General features: G+C 46.3%; 17 protein-coding genes. 15 read left to right on the forward strand and 2 right to left on the reverse strand.

The genetic code is table 11. From position 1 onward, the window contains the following. Positions 1-3: 3 nt before the first annotated feature. From AC9UC2_RS02705 to AC9UC2_RS02770, 14 genes are all read left to right on the forward strand, one after another. A complete protein-coding gene (locus AC9UC2_RS02705; protein ID WP_509525024.1) occupies positions 4-1728 on the forward strand; it encodes a proline--tRNA ligase in 1725 nt (574 codons plus the stop codon). Positions 1729-1733: 5 nt separating this feature from the next. Continuing rightward, positions 1734-2504: a sulfite exporter TauE/SafE family protein gene (locus tag AC9UC2_RS02710; RefSeq protein WP_509525027.1), complete on the forward strand. Its 771-nt coding sequence runs from the start codon at positions 1734-1736 to the stop codon at positions 2502-2504. A 47-nt stretch (positions 2505-2551) separates the two neighbouring features. Then, a complete protein-coding gene (rimP, locus tag AC9UC2_RS02715; RefSeq protein ID WP_509525029.1) occupies positions 2552-3022 on the forward strand; it encodes a ribosome maturation factor RimP in 471 nt (156 codons plus the stop codon). After that, positions 3022-4014, forward strand: coding sequence for a transcription termination factor NusA (gene nusA, locus AC9UC2_RS02720; RefSeq protein ID WP_509525032.1), 993 nt, complete (start codon positions 3022-3024; stop codon positions 4012-4014). The genes rimP and nusA overlap by 1 nt, the downstream gene beginning before the upstream one ends. Before the next feature lie 41 nt (positions 4015-4055). Next, on the forward strand, positions 4056-4316 hold the full coding sequence (locus AC9UC2_RS02725) for a YlxR family protein (RefSeq protein WP_509525035.1): 261 nt from the start codon (positions 4056-4058) through the stop codon (positions 4314-4316). A 111-nt stretch (positions 4317-4427) separates the two neighbouring features. After that, complete coding sequence (infB, locus tag AC9UC2_RS02730) at positions 4428-7148, forward strand: translation initiation factor IF-2 (RefSeq protein ID WP_509525037.1); 2721 nt, start codon at positions 4428-4430, stop codon at positions 7146-7148. A gap of 3 nt (positions 7149-7151) precedes the next feature. Next, positions 7152-7583, forward strand: a complete 432-nt coding sequence (rbfA, locus tag AC9UC2_RS02735) for a 30S ribosome-binding factor RbfA (protein ID WP_509525040.1) — start codon at positions 7152-7154, stop codon at positions 7581-7583. Between the two features lie 2 nt (positions 7584-7585). Beyond that, positions 7586-8476, forward strand: coding sequence for a tRNA pseudouridine(55) synthase TruB (truB, locus tag AC9UC2_RS02740; protein WP_509525042.1), 891 nt, complete (start codon positions 7586-7588; stop codon positions 8474-8476). Positions 8477-8494: 18 nt separating this feature from the next. Further along, a complete protein-coding gene (locus AC9UC2_RS02745) occupies positions 8495-9367 on the forward strand; it encodes a bifunctional riboflavin kinase/FAD synthetase (RefSeq protein WP_509525044.1) in 873 nt (290 codons plus the stop codon). A gap of 128 nt (positions 9368-9495) precedes the next feature. Then, positions 9496-9765 (forward strand): 30S ribosomal protein S15, encoded by a 270-nt coding sequence (gene rpsO, locus AC9UC2_RS02750; RefSeq protein ID WP_506625980.1) that lies wholly within the window; start codon positions 9496-9498, stop codon positions 9763-9765. Positions 9766-9935: 170 nt separating this feature from the next. Beyond that, complete coding sequence (locus tag AC9UC2_RS02755; protein ID WP_509525047.1) at positions 9936-12137, forward strand: polyribonucleotide nucleotidyltransferase; 2202 nt, start codon at positions 9936-9938, stop codon at positions 12135-12137. Next, complete coding sequence (locus AC9UC2_RS02760; RefSeq protein WP_509525050.1) at positions 12138-13415, forward strand: M16 family metallopeptidase; 1278 nt, start codon at positions 12138-12140, stop codon at positions 13413-13415. After that, complete coding sequence (gene dapB, locus AC9UC2_RS02765) at positions 13412-14149, forward strand: 4-hydroxy-tetrahydrodipicolinate reductase (protein WP_509525052.1); 738 nt, start codon at positions 13412-13414, stop codon at positions 14147-14149. Before AC9UC2_RS02760 ends, dapB begins: the two co-directional genes overlap by 4 nt. A gap of 11 nt (positions 14150-14160) precedes the next feature. After that, a complete protein-coding gene (locus AC9UC2_RS02770) occupies positions 14161-14418 on the forward strand; it encodes a glutaredoxin domain-containing protein (protein ID WP_509525055.1) in 258 nt (85 codons plus the stop codon). On the opposite strand, the gene AC9UC2_RS02775 is transcribed toward AC9UC2_RS02770, so the two are convergent. Beyond that, positions 14415-14738: an AzlD domain-containing protein gene (locus AC9UC2_RS02775; protein WP_509525057.1), complete on the reverse strand. Its 324-nt coding sequence runs from the start codon at positions 14736-14738 to the stop codon at positions 14415-14417. The genes AC9UC2_RS02770 and AC9UC2_RS02775 overlap by 4 nt on opposite strands. Next, complete coding sequence (locus AC9UC2_RS02780; RefSeq protein ID WP_509525059.1) at positions 14735-15397, reverse strand: AzlC family ABC transporter permease; 663 nt, start codon at positions 15395-15397, stop codon at positions 14735-14737. The genes AC9UC2_RS02775 and AC9UC2_RS02780 overlap by 4 nt, the downstream gene beginning before the upstream one ends. Before the next feature lie 59 nt (positions 15398-15456). Between AC9UC2_RS02780 and thyX the strand changes: the two genes are divergently transcribed. Beyond that, the gene (gene thyX / locus AC9UC2_RS02785) at positions 15457-16176 is read left to right on the forward strand and encodes an FAD-dependent thymidylate synthase (protein ID WP_509525061.1); all 720 of its coding nucleotides are present in this window, start codon (positions 15457-15459) and stop codon (positions 16174-16176) included. Positions 16177-16191: the final 15 nt, after the last annotated feature.

A 16191-nucleotide genomic window follows, 5' to 3' on the forward strand; every position in this document is an offset into this window, starting at 1 on the left:
CGCATGTTGAAAATGTCTACGCTATTTTTGCGTACTCTTCGCGATGACCCAGCAGATGCCGAGGTCGCAAGCCATAAGTTATTAGTTCGAGCTGGTTATGTACGCCGAATAGCCGCAGGAATTTATTCATGGCTTCCTTTAGGTGTCATCACGCTTCGAAATGTTGAGCGAGTGATTCGCGAAGAAATGGATAACGCAGGTTTTCAAGAGGTTAATTTTCCTGCGCTGCTTCCGCGCGAAGCGTACGAAACCACAAATCGCTGGGAAGAGTACGGTCCTTCACTATTTCGCTTACAGGATCGCAAAGGTGGGGATTACCTCTTAGGTCCAACTCATGAGGAAATGTTTACGCTGATGGTTAAGGGCGAATACTCCTCGTACAAAGATCTTCCTTTAAGCATTTATCAAATCCAAACAAAGTTTCGCGATGAAGCGCGTCCACGTAGTGGAATCATCCGTGGTCGCGAATTTGTTATGAAGGACTCTTACTCCTTTGATGTCGATGAAGCAGGCCTAGAAGTTTCCTATCAAAACCACCGTAATGCTTATGTGAAGACTTTTGATCGACTAGGTATGAAGTACAACATTGTTAAAGCGGTATCAGGTGCCATGGGTGGATCTAAATCTGAAGAGTTCCTTGCGCCTTGCCCAACAGGTGAAGACACCTATGTGTTGTGTCCAAAATGTGGCTTTGCTGCAAATGTCGAAGCGATGGTTACCAAAGTAGATGCAGAAGATTCTTCCAAGGTTCCCGCAATTGAAGCTTTTGACTCACCTAATACGCCAACAATCGACACACTTGTGGAGCTGCTTAACACCAAGTTCGGTGGCGGATACACAGGTGCTCACACCCTTAAAAATGTGATGTTAATGGCCGATGGAAAAGCTGTGTGTGTACTAGTACCAGGAGATCGTGAAGTAGATCTAAAGCGCTTCCAGGAAAATCTTGGTGGAATTCACGAACTTCGAGTTTTTGAAGATGCAGATTTTGAAAAATTCCCATCACTTGTTAAGGGCTACATCGGGCCCCAAGATGCAAAGAAATCTGGAATTACTGTGTATGCAGATCCACGTATTGCACCAGGGACATCATGGGTGACGGGTGCTAATGCCAAGGATCGCCATGCGCGAAATGTTGTTAATGGTCGTGACTTCACACCGGATTCATATGTAGAAGCTGCCGAAGTCCGTGCCGGAGATGCATGTCCAGAGTGTGCAACATCTGTTGTTATTGATCGGGCAATTGAAATTGGCCATATCTTCCAACTTGGTCGAAAGTATGCAGAAGCGCTTAACCTGACTGTTTTGGATCAAAACGGAAAGTCTCAAGTAGTAACAATGGGCTCTTACGGAATTGGTGTTACGCGCGCAGTTGCTGCAATTGCAGAACAAACACATGACGAAATCGGTCTTAATTGGCCTGCTGAATTAGCTCCAGCAAAGGTACATATTGTGGCCGCTGGTAAGGATGATCTTCTCTTTGAAACTGCGCTCAAGCTTGGCACTGATCTTGAAGCTCAAGGAATTTCGGTGATGCTAGATGATCGTCGCGATGCAAGTCCTGGCGTTAAGTTTAAGGATGCCGAATTAATTGGTAATCCAGTCATCGTTGTTGTCGGAAAGGCTTTGGCTGAAGGCAATGTCGAAGTTCGTCTTCGCAAAACTGGAGATAAAAAGGAAGTTGCACTTACCTCTGCAGTTTCTGCCATTGCAGATCTGCTGAAGTAATTGCAGTGTACGAACTCACCCTTGCCACCGGCTTATTTCTTCTAGCTGCCTCATTTTTTGCGGGCTTTGTAGATTCAATTGCTGGCGGTGGTGGTTTGATCCAGTTACCTGCATTGTTGATTGGTTTACCTAATTCGGGAACTGCTGAAGTTTTAGGTACAAATAAGTTGTCTGCGGTTTTTGGTACAACAACTGCAGCCGCGTTATATCGCAAACAAATCAAACCAGATCCAAAAATCTTGCTTGGCATGGGGGTTCCTGCCTTTATAGGTTCTGCAGGGGGAGCGGTACTAGCTTCAAGAATCCCAACGAGCAGCATGAGACCCATGGTGTTGGTTCTTCTTATTGTTGTAACGATCTATACCTGGTTTAAACCTGACCTAGGAAAGTTTGAAAACCTTCGCCACTTACCAAAACAAAGAATTCAGATTGCTGCTTTCGCTGGCGCGGTTATTGGTTTCTATGATGGAATTTTTGGACCGGGGACTGGCTCTTTCCTGATGCTCATACTGGTGGCATCACTTGGATACGCCTTCATCACTGCAAGTGCAATTGCAAAGGTGGTCAATGTAGCCACTAACGTTGGTGCAATTTTGGTCTTCGGATTAAATGGCGCAGTTATATGGCAAATTGGAATCATTCTGGGCGTTGCCAATATTTCAGGAGCAATTGTGGGCTCTCGCCTTGCTATTAAGGGTGGTTCAACCTTGGTCCGTAAAGTTTTCTTGGTTGTAACCCTTGCACTGATCATCAAGGTAGGAATTGAAACCTTCTAATCACTTGCGTTACACTTGCGCCACAACTTAATAGAAAGAAGAGAACTGTGGCCCTTAAAGATTCAATAGCCGATTTGATTCGCCCTGCTGTAGAAAACGCGGGCTTCTTTCTTGAAGATGTCTTCACAAGCAATCCCGGAAATCACCGAATCGTCACCTGCATGGTTGATGGTTTAAAGCCTTTAAGCCTTGATGAAGTAACCCTTGTAAGCCGCGAAATTTCTGCGATTCTGGATGATTCACCACTTCTTACGGAAGCTTTTACTTTAGAAGTTACCTCACCAGGAATTGAACGCCCACTAACTTTGCCTCGGCACTGGACGAAAAACATCACTCGAATTATTAAAGTTACCTTAAATGACGATTCCGAAGTTTCAGGCCGCCTAACTGAGTTCGATGAAGTTCGGGCAATTCTGATAGAAAATATTAAGGGCCGCATGAAGACCCACGAAGTTAACTTTGCAGATGTTAAGAAAGCCACAGTTGAGATCGAATTCAATCGTAAGGATGAGATCTAATGCATGTAGAGATGTCAGCATTGGCTGCCCTTACAACTGAAAAAGATATTGCCTTAGACGAACTTATCTATGCCATCGAAGTTGCAGTATTGGGTGCCTACAACCAAACAGACACTGCTAAACGACATGCTAGAGCCCACCTAGATCGCGAGACTGGTGAAATTTCAATCCTTGTTCCTATTTTTGGCGAGGACGGAACTCGTACAGGTGAAGAAGTTGATTCACCGGATGGTTTTTCCAGAATGGCTACATCAACAGCTCGCCAAATCATTAAGTTGAAAATGCGCGAAACCAATGATGCTGAAATCGTTGGAGAGTTCACAACTACAGTCGGCGATGTGATTTCTGGTGTAGTCCAGCAAGGTCGCGATCCAAAAATGATTAACGTTAATCTTGGCCGCGTCGAAGGTCGAATTCCACCGCAAGAGCAAGTTCCAGGTGAAATTTACAATCACGGTGATCGCATTAAGTGCTTTGTAGTTGAAGTAAAGCAAGGTTTAAAGGGTCCAGAGATTATGTTGTCCCGTTCTCATCCAGCTCTTGTAATACAACTCTTTGCATTTGAAGTTCCAGAAATCAATGATCGAATTGTTGAAATAATGGCCGTTGCCAGAGAAGCAGGGCACCGCACAAAACTTGCAGTGAAAAGTCATCGCGCAGGAGTAAGTCCTAAAGGTTCTCTCATCGGTCCAATGGGATCTCGTGCACGCGCAGTTATGGATGAACTTCACGGAGAGAAGATAGATATTGTGGATTGGTCTGAAGATCCTGCAGAGTTTGTTGCAGCAGCACTTGCACCTGCAAAGGTAAGCAAAGTTGAAATAACAGATCTTGCATCAAGAAGTGCAAAGGTCACAGTTCCCGATTACCAACTTTCCTTGGCGATTGGAAAGGATGGCCAAAACGCCCGGCTGGCTGCACGACTAACGGGATGGCGAATTGATATTCACCCAGATACCGTTGAAAGCGCGCCCATAGACTCAGCGCGCTAATCATGAGCGTAATTAGGAGACGAGGGGAGTCATTGGATACCATGAGCCAGTTGGATTCCTCCCTTCCTGTTCGTAGCTGCATTAGCTGCCGCAAGCGGGCAAATCCTTCAGTACTAATTCGTGTGGTCTTGGTTGATGGAAAAGTGATTCCAGATCTCAAGGGTGGCTCAGCAGGTCGAGGCGCTTGGCTCCACAAGAATTGTGCAGAAGTTGCGATAGCTCGGAACGCTTTTCGTTTTGCCTTCAAGCAAGAGAAAGCGGTCGATGTATCAGAACTTCTGAAATTTCTTCAGCAGTACTAACTAACAAACGAATGGATATGAAAGTTATGAAACTCAAATGAGCTCGTTAGAACTATGAGGTCGTTCAACTAAGGCTTGCATTTGAGAAATGCGGGCCAAGACAGGAGAAATGTGTCAAAGGTCCGCGTACATGAGTTGGCAAAACAACTCGGTATGGAGAGCAAGGTTGTTCTTGCAAAACTCCAAGAAATGGGCGAGTTTGTTCGCTCCGCATCATCAACAGTAGAAGCGCCAGTAGTGCGCAAGCTGATCGAAATGTATCCCGATGCAAAACCGGTCGAGGAAAAAAAGCCTGTCAAAAAGGCGGCGGCTAAGAAAGCTGCAGCAAAGCCAAAGGGTGAAGTTAGCGCTGAACAAGCTGCAGAACTTGCAGCAGAGCTCGGCGTAGATATTGAAGCGCTTAAACTTGAGCAAGCTAAGGCGATTGCAAATAAGGAAGAAGCGGCCAAGCATGAAGCTGCCAAAACTGAAGCAACTCAGCGTGCGGCAGAAAATGGTGTAACTCCACCTGCTGCTTCAGCAACAAAGCCGGCTGCACCAGCACCGCGACCTGGAAACAATCCATTTTCAACTGGTGGCGCTGTTCCGCGTCCACCACGTCCAGGAAATAATCCATTTTCAACAGGTGGCGCAGTTCCACGTCCACCGCAACGACCAGCTGGTTCACAAGGAACTGGTGCACCACGTCCAGGAATGGCGGGATCGCGTCCAGGTTCTGTGCGCCCAGGTTTTGCTGCACGTCCAGGTGCACCACGTCCTGCATCAGGTGGTCCAGGTTTTGCACCACGTCCAGGAAGTTCGCCCGCCTCAACTTCTCCGTATAAATCAAATACGCCAGGAGCTGGAGCACCAAGTGGTGGTCCTCAACGTCCTGGTGGCGGTCGTCCACCACAACGCGGTGGCGCAGGTGGTGCATTTGGTAAGAATGCAAGCAAGAAGTCAGGACGTAAACAAAAATCACGTAAGGCTTTGCGCGATGAATTCGACAATATGCAGGCACCACAACTTGGTGGCGCAGTTGTTCCTCACGGTGATGGCAAGACTCCAATTCGCATGCGTCGTGGAGCATCACTTGCAGACTTTGCAGACAAGATTGGTGCAGATCCAGCAGCATTAGTTGCCGCGCTATTCCACTTAGGTGAAATGGTGACAGCTACACAATCAGTTGATGCAGATACCTTTGAAATTCTTGGTGTTCAACTGGGTTATAGCATTGAAATTGTTAGCCCTGAAGATGAAGACCGCGAACTACTTCAAGACTTTGATATCGATCTTGCAGGTGAGATTTCTGATCTTGATCCAGAATCATTGGTGGCGCGTCCACCTGTTGTAACTGTTATGGGTCACGTCGATCACGGTAAGACATCGTTGCTTGATGCGATTCGTAAGTCAGAGGTTATGAAGGGTGAAGCTGGCGGAATCACGCAGCACATTGGTGCATACCAAATTCACCATGATCATGATGGCGTTAATCGTGCAATTACATTTATCGATACACCAGGTCACGAAGCGTTTACAGCGATGCGTGCCCGCGGTGCCAAGGTAACTGACATTGCCGTTCTTGTAGTGGCAGCAGATGACGGAATCATGCCTCAGACGATTGAAGCGCTTAACCACGCTCAAGCCGCTGAAGTTCCAATTGTTGTAGCAGTTAATAAGGTTGATAAAGAAGGCGCAAACCCAGACAAGGTTCGTCAGCAATTGACCGAATACAACTTGATCGCTGAAGAGTACGGTGGCGAGACAATTTTCGTAAATGTTTCCGCCAAGTCAGGAATCGGTATCGATCAACTGATTGATTCAATTCTTCTAACAGCAGATGCAGCAATTGATCTTCGCGCAATCGCTGAAGATGACGCTCGCGGTGTTGCTATTGAAGCCCACCTCGATCGTGGTCGTGGACCAGTTGCAACCGTTCTTGTGCAGCGTGGAACTCTAAAGATCGGTGATGCGATTGTTGCTGGTAGCGCATTTGGTCGTGTTCGTGCGATGTTGGATGAAAATGGTGACAATGTAGAAACTGCTGGACCATCTCGTCCGGTTCAGGTTCTAGGTTTCACATCTGTTCCAAGTGCGGGTGACACCTTCCTTGTTGCAGATGAAGACCGTACCGCGCGTCAGATTGCTGAAAAGCGTCAAGCCGCAGAACGAAATGCTCAATTGGCAAAAGCTCGCAAGAAGGTATCGCTGGAAGACTTCATGGAGCAATCCAAGATCTCTACGCTCAACCTTATTCTTAAGGGTGACGTAAGTGGATCTGTAGAAGCTCTAGAAGATGCATTGATGCAGTTGGATGTTGGCGCAGAAGTAGATCTTCGCGTTATTCACCGCGGCGTAGGTGCGATTACCAAGAGCGACATCACTTTGGCATCTGCATCAACTGCTGTTGTGATCGGCTTTAACGTTAAGCCTGAGCCACAAACTGCAATCTTTGCTGATCAAGAAGGCGTTGAAGTTCGCTTCTACTCTGTTATCTACAATGCAATTGAAGAGATTGAACTATCTCTGAAGGGCTTGCTAAAGCCAGAGTACGAAGAAGCAATTATCGGTTCCGCCGAAGTTCGCGAAATCTTCAAATCTTCAAAGGCTGGAAACATTGCTGGATCTGTCGTTAAGGATGGAATCATCCGTCGTAACGCTAAGGCCCGAATTTTGCGTGATGGAGCAGTTTTGGTTGATAACTTAACGATTGATTCACTCAAGCGCTTTAAGGATGATGCCACCGAAGTCCGTGAAGGATTTGAGTGCGGTATTGGCCTTGGAAACATGAAGGAGATCGCACCTGGCGATATCGTTCAGTGTTTCGAGATGCGCGAGAAAAAGCGAGCATAAGAAATGGGTCAATCACACCGCACACTTAAGGTTGCCGACCGCATCAAAGTGGTAGTAGCAAACTTGCTTGAGACGAAGATCAAAGATCCACGTCTGGGTTTTGTGACTGTCACGGATGCGCGTGTTACCGGCGATCTACAACAAGCGTCAATCTTTTATACCGTTCTTGGTGATCTCGATGAGCGCGCTGCAACTGCAGCGGCTCTCGAGAGCGCTAAGGGCGCAATTAGATCGGCACTTGGTCGCGAGCTTGGCCTTCGCATTACACCGAGCATTGAATTCTTTGAAGATGGATTACCAGAGAGCGCAAAAGCCCTTGATTCATTGCTTGAAAAAGTCCATGAGCAAGACGCTCAAGTTGCTGCGCTTCGCAAGAATGCTCAGTATGCAGGGGGAGAAGATCCTTACAAAGCTCCACGTGTTATTGAAGATTAATTGTGACCCACATAATCTACGAGCACGGGTTTTTGGTTGTAGATAAAGAACCAGGCATGACAAGTCACGATGTTGTGGCAATTGGGCGAAGAGCTTTAAACACTCGAAAAGTTGGTCATGCCGGAACTCTTGACCCTATGGCTACGGGAATTTTGGTTCTTGGCTTTAATAATGGAACCCGACTTTTGCAATACATCACCGATGGTGACAAGAGTTACCAAGCAACAATAGTTTTAGGTATATCCACAATCACAGATGATTTTGAAGGTGAAGTGATTGCAACCTTTGATGCGTCTAATATTACCGACGAACAGATTCATGCAGAGTTGAACATAATGCGTGGAACATTTATGCAGCGACCTAGTTCAGTATCTGCCGTGAAAGTAGCGGGCGAACGTGCTTACGATCGAGTTCGTGCTGGCGAAGTTGTAGTCCTTGCTTCCCGTGAAGTGACAATTTCACAATTAGATGTTTTGGCTATTAGACACATTGGCACACAGGTTGAGGTTGATATAGAAGTTACTTGCTCTGCTGGAACATACATCCGCTCTATCGCCAGAGATTGTGGTGATGCGCTAAAGGTTGGTGGACACCTGTCTGCCTTGCGACGTACGCGGGTTGCTGGATTTGGTCTAGATGGCGCAGTTTCTCTTGCTGAATTAAAGGCTGGTGAATTTTCTACTTTGGATTTATCTGATGTTGCGCGAGCTACTTTTCCTGTCCGAGATATCTCACTAGATGAAAAGCTAGAGCTTTCATTTGGCAGAAATCTTTCGCCAAACCCGACAGAAGGCATTCATGCAGGTATATCTACGGCCAATGAGTTAATTGCATTGCTCAATAATGTAGCTGGCAAAGCAAAGCCGATTGCTGTATTCGCGGCAGCGCATTGATTCTGAGATAATGAGCAGATGAGCATCGTTGTAATAGGAAATTTTGATGGAGTCCATAAAGGACACCAGCAGATCCTCAACCGTGCAAAGGTACTTGCCGGTGATGAGAAAATCATTGCACTTACTTTTGATCCACATCCGGTGTCTATTTTTGCACCTGAAAGAGCTCCCACACTTTTAACTATTTTGAGTGACAAAATCGAACTGCTCAAAATCCATAACGCGGATCAGGTTGCGGTTATCAAGTTCACTAAAGAGTTTGCAGCAATGGCTCCAGAAGATTTCGTCAATAAGGTTTTAGTGGAGCAACTGAAGGCATCGACTGTAATTGTCGGAGCAAATTTCACGTATGGCTTTAAAGCTGCTGGCAACGTTGAATCACTAAAAAAGCACCCAGAGTTTGAAACGGTTGTTTTAGATTTGCAGGCAGAAAATGATGAAAACATTTCATCGACTCGAATCCGAAAAGCAATTGTTGATGGCCAGGTAGAAGCTGCGCGCGATATGTTGACTCGTCCACACCGACTTGATGGAATTGTTGTTCACGGCGAAAAACGTGGTCGTGAAATCGGATATCCGACGGCAAACCTTGGCAACATCGATGGCCAAACGATTCCCTCAGATGGTGTTTATGCCGGTTGGCTAACTGTCGGAATCGATCGCTGGCCTGCTGCAATTTCGATAGGTACAAACCCAACTTTTGAAGGCGTTCGTGGACGACAAGTTGAAGCCTATGCATTGGATCAAGTTGATTTAGATCTGTATACAAAATCAGCAACCATTGAATTTGGCTGGCGATTACGTGACACCTTGAAATTTGAAGGCCTTGAACCATTGCTAGAACAAATGGCTAAGGATTGCGCCGAAGCCCGTCGATTGACCGAGCTCTAAGCGGGGGATTTACCTCGATTTCATGGATAACGAGCCTGACTGTTACCCTTGCCCTTCAATCGAGTTAGCGAGTTTCTCGTGAATCAAACCGAGAAGCCCTCGTGCTCAGTACATAAGGAGAACAAGAAATGGCATTAACACCAGAAGTAAAGAAGGAAATCATTGCTCAGTACGGTTCTACTCCTACTGACACTGGATCACCTGAAGCTCAGGTAGCGCTACTTTCAAAGAGAATTGATCAGATCACTGATCACTTGAAGGCTAACCCACATGATCACCACAACCGTCGTGGTCTTTTGTTGTTAGTTGGTCGTCGTCGTCGCATCCTTCAATACCTAGCGAAGACAGATATCAACCGTTACCGCGCAATTATCGAGAAGCTCGGTATTCGCCGCTAATTAAGTAAAACCAATCTGCCGCAGAGCGATGGTCCTCGGTAGTGGTTTCCGCGCAAACTTTCTCTAAAGAGAAATAGTGCGCGTGAACTTCGATCGAAGATTCATTCTCTCGGCAGATTACAAAGTGCAACAAATGTGTCGCGCTTTTCAATCTAAAAAGAGGAGGACCCATGGAGGGTCAAGAGGTTCAGTCAGCCGTTGCAGTAATTGATAACGGAAAGTTCGGAAAACGAGAGATTCGTTTTGAAACAGGTCGCCTAGCGCGCCAGGCAGCAGGAGCTGCAGCAGTTTACTTAGATGATCAAACAATGATCTTCTCGGCAACAACTGCATCAAAGACACCTAAGGATCAATTTGATTTCTTCCCTTTGACAGTAGATGTTGAAGAGAAGATGTATGCAGTTGGTCGTATCCCAGGATCATTCTTCCGTCGTGAAGGTCGTCCATCAGAGGATGCAATTCTTACCTGTCGTTTGATCGATCGTCCGCTACGCCCATCATTTGTTAAGGGACTTCGTAATGAAGTTCAGATCGTTGTGACAGTAATGGCACTAGATCCAGATCATATGTATGACGTTATTGCAATCAACGCAGCATCTATGTCTACTCAACTTGCAGGACTTCCTTTCTCTGGTCCAATCGGTGGCGTTCGCGTTGCTTTGATTGATGGTCAGTGGGTTGCATTCCCTAACCACTCACAGGTTGCTAACGCAGTCTTTGACATGGTTGTTGCAGGTCGCGTAACTAAGGATGATGTTGCAATCATGATGGTTGAAGCAGAAGCTACAGAGCGCACTATTGAATTAATCAAGGGTGGCGCACCAACTCCAACTGAAGAAGTTGTTTCACAAGGACTAGATGCAGCAAAGCCATTCATCAAGATTCTTTGTGATGCTCAGGCAAAGCTTGCAAAGGTTGCCGCAAAGCCAACTGCAGAGTTCCCAGTGTTCTTGGATTACCAGGATGATGTCTTCGCAGCCGTTGAAAAGGCAGCTAAGGATGACCTTGCCAAGGCGCTAACAATTGTTGGAAAGCAAGAGCGCGAAACAAAGATCGATGAGATCTCTGTTTCAGTTAAGGAATCTGTAAGTGCTCAATTTGAAGGACGTGAAAAGGAAGTTCCTGCAGCGTTCCGTTCATTGACCAAGAAGCTTGTACGTCAGCGCGTATTGCGCGACAAGATTCGTATCGATGGTCGCGGTCTTCGCGATATTCGTGCGCTTTCTGCAGAGGTAGAAGTTATTCCTCGCGTACACGGTTCGGCAATCTTCGAGCGCGGAGAGACTCAGATTCTTGGAATCACAACGCTTAACATGCTTAAGATGGAGCAACAGCTCGATACTTTGAATCCAGAGAATCACAAGCGTTACATGCACAACTACAACTTCCCACCATATTCAACTGGTGAAACAGGTCGTGTTGGTACACCAAAGCGCCGCGAGATCGGTCACGGTGCATTAGCTGAGCGCGCATTGATTCCTGTACTTCCAAGCCGCGAAGAATTCCCTTACGCAATCCGTCAGGTTTCTGAAGCGCTTGGTTCAAATGGTTCAACATCTATGGGTTCTGTATGTGCATCAACGCTTGCACTATTTAACGCAGGTGTTCCACTACGCGCACCAGTTGCAGGTATTGCAATGGGTCTAATTTCAGATGATGTTGATGGCAAGGTTGAATACGTTGCTTTGACAGATATCTTGGGTGCAGAAGATGCATTCGGAGACATGGACTTTAAGGTAGCCGGAACTAAAGATTTCGTTACAGCTTTGCAGTTAGATACAAAGCTTGATGGAATTCCAGCATCAGTTCTTGCTGGCGCACTTTTACAGGCTAAGGAAGCGCGTCTTGCGATTCTAGATGTCATGAATGAAGCAATCGATGCACCAGATGAGATGAGCCAATACGCTCCTCGAATCATCTCTGTAAAGATTCCAGTTGATCAGATTGGTGCGGTAATCGGGCCTAAGGGCAAGATCATCAACCAAATCCAAGATGAAACTGGCGCAGATATTTCAATTGAAGATGATGGAACAATTTACATCGGCGCAACCGATGGTCCATCAGCTGAAGCTGCTCGCGCACAAATCAATGCAATTGCAAACCCACAGATGCCAGAAGTTGGCGAGCGATACCTAGGTACCGTTGTGAAGCTTGCCGCATTTGGTGCATTCATTTCATTGATGCCAGGTAAAGATGGCTTGCTCCACGTATCTCAGATTCGCAAGATGCATGGTGGAAAGCGCATTGAAAACCTAGAAGAGGTCATGAAGGTTGGCGACAAGATTCAGGTAGAAATCGGCGAGATTGATCCAAAGGGCAAGTTGTCTTTGGTTCCCGTGCTTGAAGATGGAACTACAGGTTCTGCTGAATAAATGAGCGTTCGTCGTTCAGTTTTGCCTAGCGGTCTGCGTATCGTTACTGAAGAAGTTCCTTCGGTACGCAGCGCCGCGATCGGTATCTGGGTAAATATTGGTTCGCGTGATGAAACCCCGGCAGTTGCTGGGGCTTCTCACTTTCTAGAGCATTTACTTTTTAAAGGAACGAAACGACGTAATGCTTTAGAAATTTCATCATCGATTGAATCAGTCGGTGGCGAGATGAACGCCTTTACCAGCAAGGAATACACCTGCTTCTATGCTCGTGTAATTGATACTGATTTACCCATGGCAATCGATGTTGTTTCAGACTTGATTACATCTTCTATTGTCACAGCCCTTGATGTAGATGCAGAGCGCAAAGTAGTTCTAGAAGAAATCGCGATGCGTGATGATGATCCCAGCGACTTAGTTCATGATTTATACGCTGAAACTTATTACGGGGATACGCCGTTGGGTCGCCCGATTTTGGGAACAATTGATTCAATCAACAATATGTCCCGTGCTTCTGTGTTTAACTATTACAAGAAGCGCTACTTGCCACAGGATTTAGTTGTTGCAGTTGCCGGAAACATCAAACACAAAAAAGTTGTAGCGATGGTTGAAGCAGCACTTTCACAGGATGGTTTTCTGGATGTAACTGGTGCTCCAGTTATTCGTCCAAATACTCCGGTAAAAAAGAGCCCACAACAATCAGTTGGTCTGATTTCGCGGCCAACAGAGCAGGCGCACATGTTTTATGGCATGGAAGGCGTAGCTCGCCACGATGATCGTCGTTTTGCGATGGGAATTTTGGCATCTGCTTTGGGTGGGGGAATGTCATCTCGCTTGTTCCAAGAGATTCGCGAAAAACGCGGCCTTGCATATTCTGTCTATGCCTACGCACAACAGTTTGCTGGCAGTGGCCAGATTGGTTTTTATGCAGGGTGTAATCCATCAAAGGCAATTGAAGTCGTCGAAATTATTCGTGAAGTATTAGCCGATGTTGCAGATAATGGAATGTCGCATGAAGAAATCGAGCGCGCCAAGGGTGCTGTCCGTGGTTCCCTCGTACTGAGCCAAGAGGACTCTGGTTCACGCATGAGCAGAATTGGTAAAAATGAGATTGTGTATGGCCATGTCATGGACTTTGATGAAATCCTCAAGGCCATTGCACGCGTAAACGCTACAGACATTAAGGAAATTGCTAGCGCGTTTCTGACTAAAACGCCTACGCTAGCTCTCGTTGGTCCATTCAAATCAGAGTCAAAGTTTGAGAAGGTGTTAAGTAAATGATCAATGTTGCCGTCTTAGGTGCTCGTGGTCGAATGGGCTCAGAAGTTGTTAAGGCTGTTGAAGCTACTGATGGTTTAGCTTTGGTAGCTGCCTTGGATCTAGGCGATTCTCTAGAACAGCTGAAGGGATCTGCAGCTCACGTTGTCGTAGATTTCACTACACCAGATAGCGTGATGAGTAATCTGGAATTTCTTATCAATAATGGAATTAACGTAGTGGTCGGCACAACTGGTTTCGATGACGCAAAGCTTGCAACAGTTAAAGGGTGGTTAACCCAAAATCCTTCAGTTGGCGTTCTAATCGCACCAAATTTTGCAATTGGCGCAGTGTTGATGATGGAGTTTGCAGAGAAAGCAGCGCGCTACTTCGAGTCTGCAGAAATTATTGAACTACATCACCCAGCCAAAGTGGATGCGCCATCAGGCACAGCAGCTCGCACCGCTGAATTAATGGCATCTGCGCGTAAGGATGCCGGGCTTGATGCAATGCCAGATGCAACAACAACTTCGCTACCAGGTGCTCGCGGTGCGTCAGTCAATGGAATTCCAGTGCACTCAGTTCGTGCTCGAGGACTAGTTGCCCACCAAGAGGTTTTGTTTGGTGGACTAGGGGAGACCTTAACTATTCGTCACGACTCAATTGATCGTGCAGGATTTATGCCAGGAGTTATTCTTGGCGTACGAAAGATTGTTAACACACCAGGCCTAACCCATGGCCTTGATAAATTCATGTAAGGAGCAATCAAATGTCTAAAGATCAAATCACTATGTATGGTGCCGATTGGTGCGGAGATTGCCGTAGATCAGAGCGACTATTAAAAGAGCTCAACGTTGAATACACAAAAATTGATACTGATGCAGATGTAACAGCTGCTGACAAGGTAATCGAAATTAATGGTGGAGCTAAGTCAATTCCGGTAATTGTTTTTTCAGATGGAACATACTTAACTGAACCTTCAGATAATGATCTAAAGGCAAAACTTCAAAGCCTAGGAATTATCTAAAGCCAGTTGTATACCGCAGCCGATGAAATCGCTGCGGAAAGTACAACAATTGGAAATGGTGCTTTGAGCATCAGTGCGATAATTGCCACAACCAGACCAACCAAGCGTTGATCGAACATCAGTTGGGATTTTTCAGAAAAACTCTGCACAGCAACCAAAGCACTTAGTAACGCGATTGGAATTAACGCGTTGATTCTTTGAATCTTTGGGTGTGAAAGCCAGCGCTCTGGTACCGAATGCCCAGAGTATTTCAAAAGAAAAGCGATAAGACTTGTTCCGATAGTTGCAATCCACAGTGTTGTCATAGTTTGGGCAGTCATCGCTTTAACCCCACTGCAATTGCGATAAAAGCGGTGGCAATAATTGGTAAACCCGCTGGAAGTATCGGGGTCATTGCTATTGCAAAGATTGCACAACCAACTGCGAGAGCTCTTTCAAAATTTCCCGTCAATCGAGGCCACACAAGACCCAAAAATGCGGCAGGAACGGCGGAATCTAAACCAAATGCTCGGACATCACCCATCGCTTGAGCACCCAATGCTCCTGCCAAAGTAAAGAAATTCCAAAAGACAAAGACACCAATTCCGGTGTACCAAAAGCCTTTACGCATCGCATCGACACCACGTGGTTCTTGACCAAGTGCAACACCGGTTGATTCATCAATTGTTACTTGCGCTGCAACAACGCGCTTCCAACCTTTTACCTGTAAACGCGGAGCCATGATTACTCCGTATAAAGCGTTTCGAACACCAAGCAATGATGCGGTGGCAATTCCACTGATAGCTGATCCACCGGCACCTATTACACCAACAACTGCAAATTGTGATGCACCAGAAAAAGTCAGTAGAGATAGCAGGCAAGTTTGAAGTACTGAAAAACCATTTGCTACCGCCGCTGCGCCAAAGGCCACACCATAGGCTCCAACAGTCAAAGAAACGCTCAGCGAATCCCGCAGAGTGGCGGAGGCAACTTTGGACACGCGCTTATTGTGCCGTATAAATCCATGAGCTCATAGCCGCTACTGGATAGGGTGCCACCATGAGTGAAGAGATTATTTATCGCGATGATGTGACCGTTGAATTAGTAAAATCTAGTGCAAGTGATGCCGATGTAATTTGGGCCGCACGCGTGTCAACGGCTGGTGAACAATCAATGGATGAAATCGGTGAAGATCCAGCGCGATCTGCGGGTTTGATTAATTACCTGGCACGCGAACGTCATGGTTCACCTTTTGAACACACATCGATGACCTTCTTTATTTCTGCGCCAATTTTTGTTTTCCGCGAATTTATGCGCCATCGCATCGCTTCATACAATGAAGAGAGCGGCCGCTATCGCGAGTTAAAGCCAGTTTTCTATGTTCCATCTGCTGAACGCAAACTCGTTCAGGTTGGTAAAACTGGTGCGTACACATTTGTCGATGGAACAAAAGAGCAGTTTGATTTAACTGTTGAATCTATGAAAGCGGCATATGTAGTTGCATATGAGAGCTACGTAAAAATGCTTGAAGCCGGCGTGGCACGTGAAGTTGCACGAGCCGTGTTGCCTGTCGCCACATATTCATCAATGTATGTAACTATGAACGCCCGAGCGCTCATGAACTTTCTTTCTTTACGTACTGGCCGCGAAGGCTCCCATTTTCCGAGCTACCCTCAACGTGAAATTGAGATGGTTGCAGAGAAAATGGAGGTGGAATTTGCAAAATTAATGCCACTTACATACGGAGCCTTTGAAAAGTCTGGACGAGTCGCCCCTTAATACGGGTAGAGTTCG

Source organism: Candidatus Planktophila sp. (assembly GCF_036734405.1).
GTDB lineage: Bacteria > Actinomycetota > Actinomycetes > Nanopelagicales > Nanopelagicaceae > Planktophila.

Coding starts and splice junctions, on each gene's coding strand:
- AC9UC2_RS02755 (WP_509525047.1), top strand. CDS start 9,936: ATGGAGGGTCAAGAGGTTCAGTCAGCCGTTGCAGTAATTGATAACGGA.
- AC9UC2_RS02770 (WP_509525055.1), top strand. CDS start 14,161: ATGTCTAAAGATCAAATCACTATGTATGGTGCCGATTGGTGCGGAGAT.
- AC9UC2_RS02775 (WP_509525057.1), bottom strand. CDS start 14,738: ATGACTGCCCAAACTATGACAACACTGTGGATTGCAACTATCGGAACA.
- nusA (WP_509525032.1), top strand. CDS start 3,022: ATGCATGTAGAGATGTCAGCATTGGCTGCCCTTACAACTGAAAAAGAT.
- AC9UC2_RS02760 (WP_509525050.1), top strand. CDS start 12,138: ATGAGCGTTCGTCGTTCAGTTTTGCCTAGCGGTCTGCGTATCGTTACT.
- thyX (WP_509525061.1), top strand. CDS start 15,457: ATGAGTGAAGAGATTATTTATCGCGATGATGTGACCGTTGAATTAGTA.
- rbfA (WP_509525040.1), top strand. CDS start 7,152: ATGGGTCAATCACACCGCACACTTAAGGTTGCCGACCGCATCAAAGTG.
- rpsO (WP_506625980.1), top strand. CDS start 9,496: ATGGCATTAACACCAGAAGTAAAGAAGGAAATCATTGCTCAGTACGGT.
- AC9UC2_RS02725 (WP_509525035.1), top strand. CDS start 4,056: ATGAGCCAGTTGGATTCCTCCCTTCCTGTTCGTAGCTGCATTAGCTGC.
- dapB (WP_509525052.1), top strand. CDS start 13,412: ATGATCAATGTTGCCGTCTTAGGTGCTCGTGGTCGAATGGGCTCAGAA.
- AC9UC2_RS02745 (WP_509525044.1), top strand. CDS start 8,495: ATGAGCATCGTTGTAATAGGAAATTTTGATGGAGTCCATAAAGGACAC.
- AC9UC2_RS02705 (WP_509525024.1), top strand. CDS start 4: ATGTTGAAAATGTCTACGCTATTTTTGCGTACTCTTCGCGATGACCCA.